At 74.6% G+C, this 14,298-nt stretch carries 11 protein-coding genes; 6 read left to right on the top strand and 5 right to left on the bottom strand.

Annotated features, from left to right (window positions below; translation table 11 throughout):
* Positions 1 to 155 precede the first annotated feature (155 nt).
* The 3 genes from J116_RS31270 to J116_RS18900 all read left to right on the top strand — a co-directional run bounded on the left by J116_RS31270 (position 156) and on the right by J116_RS18900 (position 2,841).
* Positions 156 to 290 (top strand): hypothetical protein, encoded by a 135-nt coding sequence (locus tag J116_RS31270; protein WP_023588638.1) that lies wholly within the window; start codon positions 156 to 158, stop codon positions 288 to 290.
* A gap of 496 nt (positions 291 to 786) precedes the next feature.
* Positions 787 to 1,986 (top strand): S8 family peptidase, encoded by a 1,200-nt coding sequence (locus J116_RS18905; protein WP_023588637.1) that lies wholly within the window; start codon positions 787 to 789, stop codon positions 1,984 to 1,986.
* Positions 1,987 to 2,175: 189 nt separating this feature from the next.
* On the top strand, positions 2,176 to 2,841 hold the full coding sequence (locus tag J116_RS18900; protein WP_023588636.1) for a hemerythrin domain-containing protein: 666 nt from the start codon (positions 2,176 to 2,178) through the stop codon (positions 2,839 to 2,841).
* Positions 2,842 to 2,970: 129 nt separating this feature from the next.
* Here the strand turns inward: J116_RS18900 and J116_RS18895 are convergent, their stop codons facing one another.
* Positions 2,971 to 4,356 (bottom strand): dihydrolipoyl dehydrogenase family protein, encoded by a 1,386-nt coding sequence (locus J116_RS18895; protein ID WP_023588635.1) that lies wholly within the window; start codon positions 4,354 to 4,356, stop codon positions 2,971 to 2,973.
* 639 nt (positions 4,357 to 4,995) lie between these two features.
* Between J116_RS18895 and J116_RS18890 the strand changes: the two genes are divergently transcribed.
* Both J116_RS18890 and J116_RS18885 read left to right on the top strand, forming a co-directional pair.
* Positions 4,996 to 5,487 carry a hypothetical protein gene (locus J116_RS18890; RefSeq protein ID WP_023588634.1) on the top strand — a complete coding sequence of 164 codons (492 nt, stop codon included), beginning with the start codon at positions 4,996 to 4,998 and terminating at the stop codon, positions 5,485 to 5,487.
* A gap of 70 nt (positions 5,488 to 5,557) precedes the next feature.
* Entirely contained in the window at positions 5,558 to 7,774 is a 2,217-nt protein-coding gene (locus J116_RS18885) for a S1 family peptidase (protein WP_037946797.1), read from the top strand.
* A 145-nt stretch (positions 7,775 to 7,919) separates the two neighbouring features.
* Here the strand turns inward: J116_RS18885 and J116_RS18880 are convergent, their stop codons facing one another.
* Together J116_RS18880 and J116_RS18875 are read right to left on the bottom strand one after the other, a co-directional pair.
* Complete coding sequence (locus tag J116_RS18880; protein WP_023588633.1) at positions 7,920 to 8,549, bottom strand: class F sortase; 630 nt, start codon at positions 8,547 to 8,549, stop codon at positions 7,920 to 7,922.
* Positions 8,550 to 8,554: 5 nt separating this feature from the next.
* On the bottom strand, positions 8,555 to 9,247 hold the full coding sequence (locus J116_RS18875) for a DUF4142 domain-containing protein (protein ID WP_023588632.1): 693 nt from the start codon (positions 9,245 to 9,247) through the stop codon (positions 8,555 to 8,557).
* A 347-nt stretch (positions 9,248 to 9,594) separates the two neighbouring features.
* Between J116_RS18875 and J116_RS18870 the strand changes: the two genes are divergently transcribed.
* On the top strand, positions 9,595 to 10,362 hold the full coding sequence (locus J116_RS18870; RefSeq protein ID WP_023588631.1) for a helix-turn-helix domain-containing protein: 768 nt from the start codon (positions 9,595 to 9,597) through the stop codon (positions 10,360 to 10,362).
* Positions 10,363 to 10,459: 97 nt separating this feature from the next.
* Here the strand turns inward: J116_RS18870 and J116_RS18865 are convergent, their stop codons facing one another.
* Together J116_RS18865 and J116_RS18860 are read right to left on the bottom strand one after the other, a co-directional pair.
* The gene (locus J116_RS18865) at positions 10,460 to 11,317 is read right to left on the bottom strand and encodes an ABC transporter permease (protein WP_023588630.1); all 858 of its coding nucleotides are present in this window, start codon (positions 11,315 to 11,317) and stop codon (positions 10,460 to 10,462) included.
* Positions 11,314 to 14,082 (bottom strand): alpha/beta fold hydrolase, encoded by a 2,769-nt coding sequence (locus J116_RS18860; protein ID WP_028964247.1) that lies wholly within the window; start codon positions 14,080 to 14,082, stop codon positions 11,314 to 11,316. The genes J116_RS18865 and J116_RS18860 overlap by 4 nt, the downstream gene beginning before the upstream one ends.
* Positions 14,083 to 14,298 lie beyond the last annotated feature (216 nt).

The following is a 14,298-nucleotide window of genomic DNA, read 5'->3' as shown; positions in this document are numbered from 1 at the left end:
GCGCCCGCCCCTTCCCGCCGGCGCCCGACGCGCGCCCGTCAGTGGCGGGTGGTCCATCCACCGCATGGCTGTCCGGCTCGACCACACCCGCTTCGCGCGGTACGCACTGATCCCGGGGGTCTCCTTCCTCGTGGGAGGGCTCGGAGGCGGACGAGGTGATCGACGAGTACGTCTCCGCCATACGGGTGGCGGGCCACGATGTCCCGATGGTCGGCGCGGAGCCGCTGCCCGTCGCCTGGCTCGCCGCGCCGCCCAGTTGCCGTCCCGCAGCCACCGCGTCCGGTCGCTGACCGTCGAGCCGGGCCACTCGACGCGGTTCCTGCTGTCGCGCCTGCTGCTGGAGCAGTTCCCGCGCGGCGGAGGGTGTGGCCGCTTGTGTGGGTTTGTGTGGGGCGGGTGTACGAATGCCCATATCCATGGTTCGCCCATGGGGCGTTGGTGTGGAGTGTTTGCACATCCCCTTTGCATCCGCTTCGCATATGGCGGCGCCTTCAGGTCAACTCATGGCGCCTGAGGGTGGCGTGGACTGTATGGAGCATCCTCGACGGAGAGCCCGTGCGCACCGCTGAACAGGACTTATTGCTGTTACCGGCGGGAACACACCGCGTCCTGAAGAGGCGTCACGGCGCGGCCGATTCCGTATTCCTCAAGCTTGTTGTGTAACTCACAGGTGCATCGCCCTCTTGATCTGCGCGCGTCAATCGGCCAGGGTTTCGAGCCAGCCCCGGGAGTTCTTCCGTCCACGGGGCCAACCCCCCACAGAAGCTGACGAGGAGTCCCCTCTTCATGGCAACTCACAAGCGCTCGAGCAGGACCAAGCTCACCGCCGCCATCACCGCCGTCGCCGCCGCAGCGGGTGTCACGCTGCTCGGCACGCCCTTCGCCGGGGCCGCCGCTCCGGCTGAGGGCAAGATCTACGGCGCGAACGCCGAGACGGCCGTCGCCGGGAGCTACATCGTCATCCTGGACGAGAAGGCCGACAAGAAGGGCCTGGCCAAGGAGTACGGCGGCAAGCTGCAGCGCGACTACAACTCCGCCATCAACGGCTTCTCCGCCAACGGCCTCTCGGAGACGGAGGCCAAGCGACTGGCCGCCGACCCGGCCGTCGCCAAGGTCGTGCAGAACAAGAAGTTCAAGATCAGCGCCACGCAGGACGACCCGCCGTCCTGGGGTCTGGACCGGACCGACCAGGCCGACACGGCCGGCGACAACAAGTACACGTACCCGGACACCGCCGGTGAGGGTGTGACGGCGTACGTCATCGACACCGGTGTGCGCGTCTCCCACAAGGACTTCGAGGGCCGCGCCACCCACGGCTTCGACGCCGTGGACAACGACGAGTCCGCCGACGACGGCAACGGCCACGGCACGCACGTCGCGGGCACCATCGCGGGCGCGGCGCACGGTGTCGCCAAGAAGGCGAAGATCGTCGGCGTCCGGGTGCTCGACGACAACGGCTCGGGCACCACCGAGCAGGTCGTCGCCGGAATCGACTGGGTCACCAAGAACCACCAGGGCCCGTCCGTCGCCAACATGAGCCTCGGCGGCGGCGCCGACGAGGCCATCGACGAGGCCGTGCGCAAGGCCATCGCGGCCGGCATCACCTTCGGGGTCGCGGCGGGCAACGAGTCCAGCGACGCGGGCCAGGTCTCCCCCGCGCGCGTGAAGGAGGCCATCACGGTCGCCTCCTCCACCAAGGAGGACGGCCAGTCGGAGTTCTCCAACTTCGGTGAGGTCGTGGACATCTACGCACCCGGCTCCGACATCACCTCGGCCTGGAACGACGGCGACGAGGGCACCAAGACCATATCCGGTACGTCGATGGCGACCCCGCACGTCGTCGGCGCCGCCGCGGTCTACCTCTCAGGCCACAAGGACGCCACGCCGGACGACGTCGCCAAGGCCCTGGTCGACGGTGCGACGCCCGACAAGATCACCAACCCGAGCACGGGCACGGCGAACAAGCTGCTGAAGATCGTCGAGTGACCGAAGGTCCACGCGGCTGAGACCGGCGGTCGCCGTGCCCCACGGGGTGCGGCGGCCGCTTCGCGTCGTGCCCGGCGCGACGGGGCCCTACGAGGCTCTGGTGTTCCGGGGGCCGCGTGACCGGCGGGGCGTGCGGGATGATCGGTGTCAGGTTGCCCGTCGTGGTCGTGATCCTGCCGAGGAGTACCGATGACCCGGTCCGTCGCTCCGCTCCTTCCCGCGCATCGCACGATGCTGCTCGCCCACCGGGCGATGGTGCGCGACCTGGGGCGGGTCGCCCGCTCCGCCGAACAGCTCGCCCACTCCCCCGACCCCGGGCGGGCCGCGGCGCTGCGCGGGTACGTGGACAGGCTGTTCCAGGTGATCGAGCACCACCACGAGGGCGAGGACGAGTTCCTGTGGCCGCGGCTGCGGCGGCTGGGCGCCGACGAGGAGGCGCTCACGCTCATGACCACCGAGCACGCGGAGCTGGCGAAGCTGCTGCACGACTGGCACGCGGCGAGCACACGGCTCGGTACCGACGCGGGTGCGAGCTCGGACGCGGGCGCGGGCGCGGCGGCCGGGCTGGCCGGCCTCACCGAGGGCGTGCGCGACCAGCTGTCCCGGCACGCCGCCGACGAGGAGCGGGAGCTGTCGGGCCGCCTCGCGCCGGTGCTGGACGCGGCGGTGTGGAAGGGTTTCTCGGCGCACATGCGCAGGACGGCGCCGGGCTGGACGCTGACGTTCATGCCCGCGTGGCTGGCGTCGGTGGCCGGGCCGGACGAGCGCGCCGGGGTGCCCGCGCGGCCGGTGGCGGCGCTGTTCCGCGGACGGCTGGAGAAGCAGCGGCGGGCGGCCTTCGGCGAGCACTGCTGAGCGGCGCGGTACGCCTCCGGGTCTGGCGGGCATGCGCGGGCGGCGGGCCCGGCGGGCGGCCGGACCTGACGAGCCTGCGACCTCGCGCCCGGCGGGCCCGCCACGCCCCGGGCCCGGCGGGCGCGAGGGTCAGCCGAGGTCCTGGAGGGCCTGCTCGACCGTCCGGTGGAAGGTCGGGTACGCGTACATCATGTGCCGCAACCGCGCCAGCGGTACCTCGGCGTGGACGGCGACGGCCAGGCCGTACAGCACCTCGCCGCCCATGGGCCCGGCGGACGTGGCGCCGACGAGGACGTCCCGGTCGGCGTCCGCGACCAGTTTGACCAGCCCGTCGTTGCCCGCCTTGTGGATCCAGCCGCGCGTGGACGACGGAACCTGGGCCAGCCCCGTGCGCACCCTGACGCCGCGCTCGCGGGCGGCGTGCTCGGTGAGCCCGACCGCGCCGACCTCCGGGTCGGTGAACGTGACGCGGGGCAGCGCCCGGTAGTCGGCGTCCGGGCCCGGCTCGCCCAGGATGTCGCGGGCGGCCAGCTCCCCCTGGTACATGGCCACATGGGTGAACGCGCCGTGCCCGGTGACGTCGCCGACCGCCCACACCCCGTCCGCCGCGCGCATCCGCCCGTCCACGTCGAGGGCCTTGGCGTCGGGGTCGAGGCCGATGTGCTCGACGCCCAGGCCGGACAGCGCGGCACGGCGGCCCGTCGCCACCAGAAGGTGCCGGGCGGTCAGTTCCTCGCCGCCGTCCAGGGTGAGGCGGAACGTCCCCGCCTCGTGCCGTACGCCCACGGCCCGCGACCCCGCCCGTACGTCGATGCCCTCCCGGCGGAACACGTCCTCGACGAGCGCGGCCGCCTCGGGCTCCTCCGAGGGCAGCAGCCGCTCGGCCGCCTCCACGACGGTGACGGCTGTGCCGAACCGGGCGTACGCCTGGGCCAGTTCGGCGCCGATGGGCCCGCCGCCGAGGACGAGCAGCGAGGGCGGGGCCTCCTTCGCGGAGACCGCGTCGCGGTTCGTCCAGTACGGCACGTCGGCGAGGCCCGGCACCGGCGGGATCTGCGGGCGGCTGCCGCTGGCGAGGACGATGCCGCGCCGGGCGGTGAACGCGCGCCCGTCGACCTCGACGCGCCGGGGGCCGGTGAGGCGTGCCCGGCCGCGCAGGAACCGGCCGCCCTTGCCGGTGAAGCGGTCCACGGCGGCCTTGTCGTCCCAGTCGTCGGTGGCCTCGTCGCGGATGCGTGCGGCGACGGGCGCGAAGTCCGCGGTGACCTCCGTACGGCCGGCCATGCCGGGGACGCGGCGTGCCTCGGCGAGGAGGTTGCCCGCGCGGATCATCATCTTGCTGGGTACGCACGCCCAGTACGGGCACTCGCCGCCGACCAGCTCGGCCTCCACGCCCAGGACGTCGAGCCCGGCCTCGGCCAGGCGCCCGGCGACGTGCTCGCCGCCCACGCCCATGCCGATGACCACCACGTCCACCGTGTCCGTGTCGGCGTGCTGTCCGGTACCACCCGCCATGGGTGCCCTCCTCGTGTCGGCTCGGCCCGCGGTCCCCTACGGGGCGATCCTGACGCCTTTCCGGGCGCTCCGCCTCCGGAACGCGTCAGGCCGGGGCACCCCCGGGGGCGCGCTCGGGGACGTACCCCGACGGGATGCAGGGACGCACCCCGCCGGAGTGCAGGGGCGTACCCCCGCCGATTCGGGGGCGCACCCCGGCGCGTTCAGGGGCGCGCCCCAGCGGTACGGCGGCGCACCCGAGGACTCCAGGTGCGCCCCGAGCACCCCGTACGCCCCGCCCGGGATCAGGCTCGGCGCGGCCTGCGCGTACCGGTCCCCTCGTCCCCTCCGCCGCCGCGCCCGGCACGGCGCGACCGCCGGTGCGGGCCCGGACGCCCCACGGATCCCACGCTCCCCACCCGTCCCGAACTCTTGTGCCTGTCCTGAGGGTTGGTAACTATGATCAAGCCGATCCGACCTGGGGAACCGGGCTCGGCCGTCGCGACGGGGGGAGTTGACGGACGATCAGTGACAGATCCGCAGTGCCCTCCCGTGCGGCGCGTCGCCCCGCGGCGCCGCGCTCGTGCCGTTCGTCCGGCACGTCCGCGCATGGGTCCCACGCGTCTTTCTCATCTCACTGAACAGGAAACGAGACTCCCGATGAGGTTCACCTCCCGTCTGCTCGTCGCGGGTGCCGTCGCCGGTGCCGCCGCGCTCGCCGTCACCACCGCCGGTGCCACCGGCGCCGCCCCGTCCGTCACCCCGGTCGCCGACGAGGCCCCCGGCTACGCGGTGGAGGACTTCAACTACCCGCAGGCCGACAAGATCCTCGCCGAGCAGGGCATCACGCTGAAGCGCGGCGACGGCCACATCGTCCTCGCCACCTGCGGCGACCCGACCCTCCTGGAGGTGTGGTCGCGCAGCAAGCAGAGGATCTGCTTCCGTGCCACCGGCAACGAGGGCTACCTGAGCCTGGAGATCCCGGCCGTGTACGGAGTCAAGGGCAACGACTACAACACGGACGTCACGATGACCGTGGAGAACACGGAGAAGTCGTTCGAGGTCCCGAAGAACACCTGGACGCCGGTCGGCGAGAGCGCGGACCCCGAGGGCCGCGACCACATGCTGCTGGAGATCATCACCAGCCGGTAAGGCCACCGCCCGGGGTCCGACGCGCCCTGCCCGGCCCGTCGGCGCCTCACCCCCATCCAAGGAAACGGTAATGCAACGTGCACATCTCGCCCGTTCCGCCGGGCTGGCCGCGCTTACCGCGGCCCTGATAGCGGCGCCCCTCTCCGCCCCCGCCACCGCCGTCACCGGCACCGCCGAGGCGGAGGGCTCCCTCGCGTTCACCGCGCGGCTCGACATCGGCAACGGCGAGCGCGCCTGCTCCGGCGCCCTCGTGGACCGGGAGTGGGTCCTCACCGCGGCCAGCTGCTTCGCCGACGACCCGGCCGTGAGCCTCGCCGTCCCCGCGGGCGCCCCGAAGCTGAGGACGACCGCCACCATCGGCCGTACGGACCTCACCACCACCGCCGGTGTGGTCCGCAACGTGGTGGAGGTCGTCGCCCACCCGTCCCGTGACGCGGCGCTCGTCCGCCTGAGCCGCCCCGTCACCACCGTCACGCCCGTGGCCCTCGGCACCACCCCGGCAGCCGTCGGCGAGGAGCTGAAGGTCGCCGGTTACGGCCGTACGAAGACCGAGTGGGCACCGCTCAAGCTGCACAGCGGCACCTTCACCGTGGACGCGGTCAACGCGAGCGACATCAGCGTCACCGGCAAGGACGGCGTGGCCGTCTGCAAGGGTGACACCGGCGGGCCCGCGCTGCGCGTCGTCAACGGGCAGCCGCAGCTGGTCGCCTTGCACAGCCGCTCCGCACAGGGCGGCTGCTTCGGCATCGACACGGCCGTCACCAGCACCGCCGCCGTCGACACCCGCGTCGACGACCTGCGCGCCTGGATCGACGCCAAGCTCGTCGCCCCGCGCTTCACCGACTTCAACTGCGACGGCGCCGAGGACGTCGCCATCGGCGACCCCAAGGCCACCGTCGGCGGCGACACCAACGCCGGTGTCGTCCGCGTCGTGTACGGCGGCGGCAAGGGCACCGTCGAGCTGAACCAGGACCAGGCGTACGTGCCCGGCGGTGCCGAGGCGAGCGACTGGTACGGCGAGACCCTCGCCACCTTCGACCACAACGAGGACGGCTGCACCGACCTCGTCGTCGGCGTGCCCGCCGAGGACATCACCGTCGGCTCCACCACGCACGCCGACGCGGGCTCGGTGCAGATCCTGTACGGCGCCAAGGGCGGCATCGGCACCGGCCAGGCCGCCGCGGACTACGTCCAGGGCCTCGGCGACATCCCGGTCATCAAGGGCTCGGCCTCCGAGGCGGGCGACCGCTTCGGCCACGCCGTCGCCGCCGGCCACACCGCCGCGGGCGAGCCGTACCTGCTCATGGGCATCCCCGGCGAGGACCTCGGCACCGTCGCCGACGCGGGCAGCGCCCTCTACGTGCGCGGCGGCGTCAACGTCGTCGCCCACCAGGACAAGCCCGGCTACGCGGGCGCCCCGGAGGCGGCTGACCGGTTCGGCTCCGCCGTCGCGGCCTCCGAGAACCACCTGGTGATCGGCTCCCCGGGCGAGGCCATCGGCACCGAGAAGGGCGCGGGCGGTGTGCAGATCCTCACGCACACCGTCAACACCGACAAGGTCCTGACGCCGGTCCTCGGCTTCGACCAGGACTCCGACGTGGTCAGCGGCGGCGCCGAGCCGGGAGACCAGTTCGGCGCGTCCGTCGCCGCCGTCGCGTACCGCCCGTCGGGCGCGGCCACCGCGACGGACTCGATCATCGCGATCGGTTCGCCCGGCGAGGACCTGACGGTCGGCACGGCCAACAAGGCCGACGCGGGCGCCGTACAGACCCTCCGGGTGACCGCCTCCGGCACGGTCACCCAGGCCGCCAACATCCAGCAGGAGGTCACCGACGTCTCGGGTGCCGCCGAGACGGGTGACAGGTTCGGCGCCAAGGTCGTCCTGGCCAACACCTCGCCGCGCGCCGTGGGCTCCACCTCGACGCTGGTCCTCGCGGTCGGCATCCCCGGCGAGGCCGTCGGCTCCGTCACCGGCGCGGGCGCGGTCCAGACGTTCTACCCGCTCGGCTCGGTCGGCGCGCACGACGCGTGGATCGAGGCCGGCAACGCCTCCGGCCTGCCGGGCACCCCGACGTCCGGCCACGCCATCGGCACGTACCTGGGCGCATCGGCGACGCGGCTGTACGTCGGTGCCACCAACACCGCCCCCCACGGCGCCGCGTACGCCCTGCCGTGGGGCAACGCCACCAGTGGCCGCCTCGGCGCCACCGGCGCGGTGACCACGTACAAGCCGGGCACCAACGGCATCCCCGCCTCGGGTGGGCAGTTCGGCCGCGCCTTCGGCTGAGCCAGGGCCGTGTGACACCGGGACGGGCCCGGGGAGGATCGTTCCTCCCCGGGCCCGTCCCCTTTGCCCGGACGCCTCGGCGGGGCCGTCCCTTCTTAGCCCGGACGCCTTCCCGGGCGGGGCACGACCCCGCCCTGGCAGCCCTTCAGGCCGGTACGCCGTACAGGACCAGGTTCTCCGCGTACGCCCGACGCTCCGCGTCGAACGCCCCCGCGCACGTCACCAGCACCAGCCGGGGGCGGCCCTCCGCAGAGAACAGGTCGCCGGGCAGCGTGCCCGCGCGGTACGTGCGCCGCGCCACGATCCGGTACGTGTGCCGGGTGCCGTCCGCCGCGGCCACCTGCGCCAGCGCGCCCATCGGCAGCGTGTGCAGCGCCTCGAACGGACCCGGTCCCTCCTCCGCCGAGTCCAGGTGGCCGGCCAGCAGCAGCGTGCCCGCCGCCGCGCCCGGCCGTGCGCCGAGCGCCCACCAGCCCAGCCGCGACGGGGACTTGGGCAGGTCCAGCGCGCCGTGCGCGTCCTGCGCCACCGGGTCGATGGGCAGGCGCTCCACATGGCCCGGCACGGCCAGGGTGACCGGCGGGGAGTGGGCCGCCGCGACGGCCGGGACCGCCGGGGCGCTGCCCGTGGGCACCGCGCCCGCGTCGGGCGGGGCGGTCGGCGCGGCGGCCGGGAGGAACAGCGCCAGTGCCGCCGAGGCGGCGCCCGCGAGCCCGGCCCAGGCCGGGAGGCGGCTCGGGCCGGGCTCGGAGGTCAGCCGGAGAGGGCCGCCCATGCGCGTCAGCGGACGTCGTTGCGGCGAATCCGCCCCGCCGCCCAGAAGGCGCCGCCCGCGACGAGCACCCCGCCGATCGCCATGGCGGGCACGGCGACGAACGCGGGCACGCCCTCGTCGGCGAGGGCGACCTGACCGCCGTTGCCCGCGTGGACGGCGTGCGGGGCGGGCGCCGTCTTCCCGTGGTGGCAGGTGCCGCCGCGCACCATGGACAGGTGGTGGGCGACGACCGGGCGGGCGGCCTTCGCGGCGGCCGTGACCTCGGCGTCCTTCCCCTTGGCGATCTGGTGGTCGATCATGCCGAGGGTCTTGGTGTGCGCGGCGTCCTGGGCCTTGAGCCAGGCCGCGTCGTACGCGCCGGTACCGGCCTTGGCCATCACGGAGGCGAGGGTGCGCTGCTGTTCGGGGGACGGTGCCATGGGCAGGTCCACGCCGAGCTTGTCGGCGAGGGCGCGCGTCGCGGCGTCGAGCTTGGTGTGGTCGCGCACGAGGACGCCGCCGACGTGCTTCACGCACTCGGTCGTGGCGTTCTTCTGGGCGTCCTTGCCCGCGGCGATCTCGGTCAGGTTGCCCTGGTGGGAGGCGCGCAGGAACGCGTAGTCGGTGGGGGGTGCCTCGGCGGCGAGCGCCGGGGCCGCGGCTATGCCGGAGAGGGTGAGGCAGGTGAGGGCCGTCGCGGCCCAGAGGTGCGTACGCATGGCGATGTCGTCATCCGTTCGTGTGAGTCGGTCGTCGAGTCGTGTCCTCGTCGGCGCGGCGTTCTCCGCCGGCCTTCTGCCCCCATCCGGACACGCCGCCGCCCGCGGCGCCATCCGGCGTACTGCGAACCGGTGGGGCCGTCACCCGGGCGGCGGGCGCGTCGCCGTGCGGGGGGTGCGCGGGGGTGAACCGACCAGCGTGGCCGTCCCCGTCCGCGCCGCGAGGCGCTTGGCTGGGACTCGCCATCCCACCAAACCCCCCTTGTCACCGTATGCAGTCACATGAGTACATGGAGTGGCGTACGTGCGTTCCGTGGGGATGCCGGGGATGACGGGGGTGGTCGGCCGTGGCGGAGATCCGGGGACCGGTCGTGGGGCTGGTCGCGGCGCGGGAGAGCCGCGAGGGCGCCCCCGCGCGGGCGGCGCCCCCGCAGGTGCCGCCGCCGGTGGTGCGTCCCGCGGGTCAGCCGGTGACCGGTGCGCGCCAGGTGTGCGCGGCGCTGGCCGCGTTGACGGAGTCGGCCCGCCGGGAGGTGCTGACCTTCGACGATCCCGCCGTGGGGCTGCGGCGGCCGGTCCCGGAGCCGTTCTGCGAGCTGGCGGGGGCGTGTGTACGGACGGCCGCCGAGAGGGTGCGCACGGTCCGGCAGGTGATACCGCGCCACGCGCTGGCCCGGCTGACGGCCGTCGACCCCGGCGGGGTGGCGCGACTGCCGGGCCGGGCACGGCTGACGGACACGATCCCGTTCAAGCTGATCGTGGTGGACCGGTCGGTCGCGGCGGTCCCGCTCGACCTGGAGCTGCTGCACAACGGGCTGCTGCTGATCCGGGACCCGGTGGTCGTCCAGGCTCTGGTGCGGGCGCACCACGCCTGGTGGGAGACGGGCGAGGACGTCGGGGACGCCCGGCAGCAGGGCGCCGCGCTGCCGCCCCGGCTGCGCCCGGTCCTGGACGCGCTGCTGGCGGGGCTGACCGACGAGACGGCCGCGGCCCGGCTGGGCATATCGGCGCGCACGTACAGCAGACGCGTCGGCGAACTGCTCGCGGCCCTGGGCACGACGAGCCGCTTCCGCGCAGGGGCGGAGGCGGCACGACGCGGCTGGCTGAGACCGTGAGCCCTGGTGCCCCTCCACGAAGGGCGCCGCGGCCGACGGCCGGGCGGCGTGGCAGCCGGGGCAGGACCACGGCGGAGGCGTGCGGCGTGGGCGGTGCCTACGAGACGATGTCCTTGCGCGCGAAGTGGCGGAAGGCCAGGGCGAACAGGACCAGCGCGTACGCCACGGACACGGCCGTGCCCTTGAGCATGCCGCCCCACTCCAGCTGCGGCTGGAGCGCGTCCACCCAGGCGTACTGCCAGTGCGCGGGCAGGAAATCGCGCCAGTCGCCGAGCGCGGTGACGGCGTCCAGGACGTTCCCGACGATGGTCAGGCCGACCGCGCCGCCCACCGCGCCCAGCGGCGCGTCGGTACGGGTGGACAGCCAGAACGCCAGGCCCGCCGTGACCAGTTGCGACACGAAGACGAACGCGACGGCGATGCCCAGGCGCCCCAGGCTGTCGGCCGCGGTGAGCGCCCCGCCGGTCGGCAGCCGCAGCGGCCCCCACCCGTACGCGACGGTCCCGGCGGCCAGCGCGACGAGCGGCAGCAGCACCATCGCGGCGGCGCTGAAGCCGAGCGCCACGACGAGCTTCGACCACAGCAGCCGGGCGCGCGGCACGGGCGCGGCGAGCAGATAGCGCAGCGACGACCAGCCCGCCTCGGAGGCGACGGTGTCCCCGCAGAACAGCGCCACGGGGATGACCAGCAGGAATCCGGCCGAGACGAACATGCAGGTCGCGGCGAAGTTCCCGGCGGACGCGGTCGCCGTGTCCATGAGCGTGATCCGGTTGTCCGGCCCGTCGTCCCGGTCCCCTCCGATGGCGAACGCGACGATCAGGACGAAAGGCAGGGCGGCGAGGACCGCGCCCATCACGGCCGTGCGGCGCCGCTTGAGCTGCCGCACCGCCTCGACGCGCAGGGGCAGGGTGTGCCCGGCGCGGTAGCCGGGTGCCGAGTCGAGCAGCGCGGTCATGCGGCGCCTCCTCCTCCGATCAGGGTGAGGAACGCGTCCTCCAGGCGGCGGTGCGGGCCCACACCGGTCACGGGCACATCGAGCCGTACGAGTCCGGCGACGAGTCCGGCGGGTGTGCCGGTCCCGTCGAGCCGTACGAGCAGCCCCGCTTCCACGCGGGTCGCGGAGGCAACGCCGGGCAGCGCGGCGGTCTTCTCCACGAGCGGCTCCGGCACCTCCCCGTCGGTGGTGACGAGCAGCGTGTCGCCGTTGCCGGTGATCTCGGCGACGGGCCCGGCCTGCACGAGGCGGCCCCGGTCCATGACCACCAGGTGGGTGCAGGACTGTTCGACCTCCGCGAGGAGGTGGCTGGAGACGATGACGGTCCGGCCACCGGCCGCGTAGCGGATCATCACGTCCCGCATCTCGCGGATCTGCGGCGGGTCGAGGCCGTTCGTCGGCTCGTCGAGGATCAGCAGGTCCGGCAGGCCGAGCATGGCCTGGGCGATGGCGAGTCGCTGCCGCATGCCCTGCGAGTACGTGCGCACGGCGCGGGCGAGGGCCGTGCCGAGCCCGGCGATCTCCAGCGCCTCGTCGATGTGGGCGTCCTCGGCGGGGCGGCCGGTGGCCCTCCAGTACAGCTCCAGGTTCTCCCGCCCCGACAGGTGCGGCAGGAACCCGGCGCCCTCCACGAACGCGCCGACGCGGGACAGGACCGGCGCGCCGGGCCGCACGGCGTGCCCGAACACCCGGATCTCGCCGTCGTCGGGCGTGATCAGGCCCATGAGCATGCGCAGCGTGGTGGTCTTGCCCGCGCCGTTGGGCCCGAGCAGTCCGAGGACCTGGCCCTTCTCGACACGGAACGACAGGTCGCGCACGGCGTACGCGTCGGACGAGCGGGCGTACCGCTTCGTCAGGCCGCTGATGACGAGCGGTACGTCGGCGAGCTCCGGGTCCGGGGCGGGCGCGGCCGTCCTGCGGCGGGCCGTCAGCAGCAGCGCCGCCGCGACGAGCGCGCCCCCGGCGGGCAGGCCCCACACCCACCAGGGCAGCCCGGCGGCCTGGGTGCGCACGGCGGGCGCGGTCGGCACGGAGAGCCCGTCCCCGGCGAGCGACACGGTGTACGCGGCGGGGGCGACCGGCGACGCGTAGCCGAGGTCGGTGGCGGCGAGGACGACGCGCAGCCGGTGTCCGGCCTCCACCTCGTGGTCGATCGCGGGCAGGGTCAGCTCGACCGTCTTCCCCTCCTTGGCGCCGTCGATCCGTACGGGCGCGACGAGCTGGGCGGGGAGGACCTGTCGGCGCCCGTCCGGGCCGACGTCGTAGACCTTGCCGAACAGCACGGCCTCGCCGCTGTCGGAGGTGACGGTGACCCGGACGGTCGGCGTGCCGGTGATCCGCAGCGGCGCGTCGAGGGGGCGGGTCTCGAAGCGGGCGTGCTGGCCGGGGAAGTCGAGGGAGACGCCGACGCCGAGCGTGGACAGCTGGGACAGGCCGCCGCCGACGCCGGGGACGGCCGAGATGCCGGGCGGGGTGGCCCCGGCGGGGTTGCGGAAGGTCTGCGCGGGTCCGGCGAGCGCCAGGGCGCGCACCCCGTCGCGCAGGCCGGGGTAGCGGTCGGCGGTGGCGCCGCGCAGGGTGGCCCGGCCGTCGGTGGAGTCCACGCCACCGGTGCGGCTGACCCGGAAGGCGGGGCCCGTGTCGGCGCCCGTGTCTCCCTTCAGGTACCGGTCGAACCAGGCGCCGATCCGCGCGTGGACGCGGTCGGCCTCGGACGCGCCGCCGTCGTGGCCGCCCGCGATCCAGTCCACGGCGACGGGCGCGCCGTTGCGGGCGATCGCGTCGGCCATCGTGTCGGCGTGGCCGAGCGGGAACAGGGAGTCGGACTGGCCCTGCGTGATGAGGGTGGGCACCTTGATGCGGTGCGCCACGGCGGACGGGCTGCGCGCCTCCAGCAGGGCGCGGGCGGCCGCGTCGGGTTCGCCGGTGACGGCGATCCGCTCGTACATGGCGCACAGCTCGGGCTGGAAGCGGCCGCAGGCGGTGGCCGTCAGGGGCGCGGTCGGGGCGGTGCGGCCGGTGGCGCCGCCCGCCTCCCGGGCGGCGCCGGGGCCCTGCGGGGCGCTGGGCTCCTGCGGGGCGCCCGGGTCCTGGGGCGTGGCGGGTTCCTGCGGGGCGGTGGGGCCGCCGGAGCCGGTGGTGAAGAAGATCCCGGCCCACAGCTTCTTGAACACCCCGTCCGGGAACAGGGCGTCGGCGAGGTTCCAGTACGTGATCTGCGGGGCGATGGCGTCCACGCGCGGGTCGTGCCCGGCGGCGAGCAGCGAGACCGCCCCGCCGTACGAGGCGCCGGTCACCCCGACGCGCGGGTCGCCGGCCTTGTCGAGCCGCACCTCGGGGCGCTTCGCCAGCCAGTCGATCAGCCGCTGGACGTCCTTCACCTCGTGGCGCGGGTCGTTGAGGCCGATCTGACCGCCGGAGCGGCCGAACCCGCGCGCGGTCCACGTCAGTACGGCGTACCCGTCACGGGCGAGCCGTTCCGCCTGGGCGCGCACGTCGTCCTTGCTGCCGCCGAAGCCGTGCCCGAGCAGCACGGCGGGGCGGCGGCCCGGGCCGGACGTGAAGAACGACGTGTCGATCTTCGCGCCCGGCATGGTGAGCACGGTGTCCTCGTGGTGCACGGCGGCCTCGCCCTCGGAGGCGACGGCGGTGAACGTGCCGGCGCCGCCGAGGAGCACACCGGCCACGGTGAGCGCAGCCCACCGCCGGGAAAGTCGGGTCCGCATGCACCGACCCTAAACGGCCCGGCCGCGCCGCCCCGCTGCCCCCGGTCGGAACTCGCCCGCCTCCTTCCGGCGTAGGCGCGGCCGTCCGCGTACCGCAGGCGCGGTAGACGCGCGGTGCGCAACCGGACCGCACCCGGACAAACGGACTCTCCGGGCGCGGCGCGGCTACGGCGCTGGTGGCCTCCGGCCTGGTGGCTGTGGCGCGGCCGTTCGCGG

This window comes from Streptomyces thermolilacinus SPC6 (assembly GCF_000478605.2).
GTDB lineage: Bacteria > Actinomycetota > Actinomycetes > Streptomycetales > Streptomycetaceae > Streptomyces > Streptomyces thermolilacinus.
This window is presented reverse-complemented; position numbering and strand designations above follow the sequence as displayed.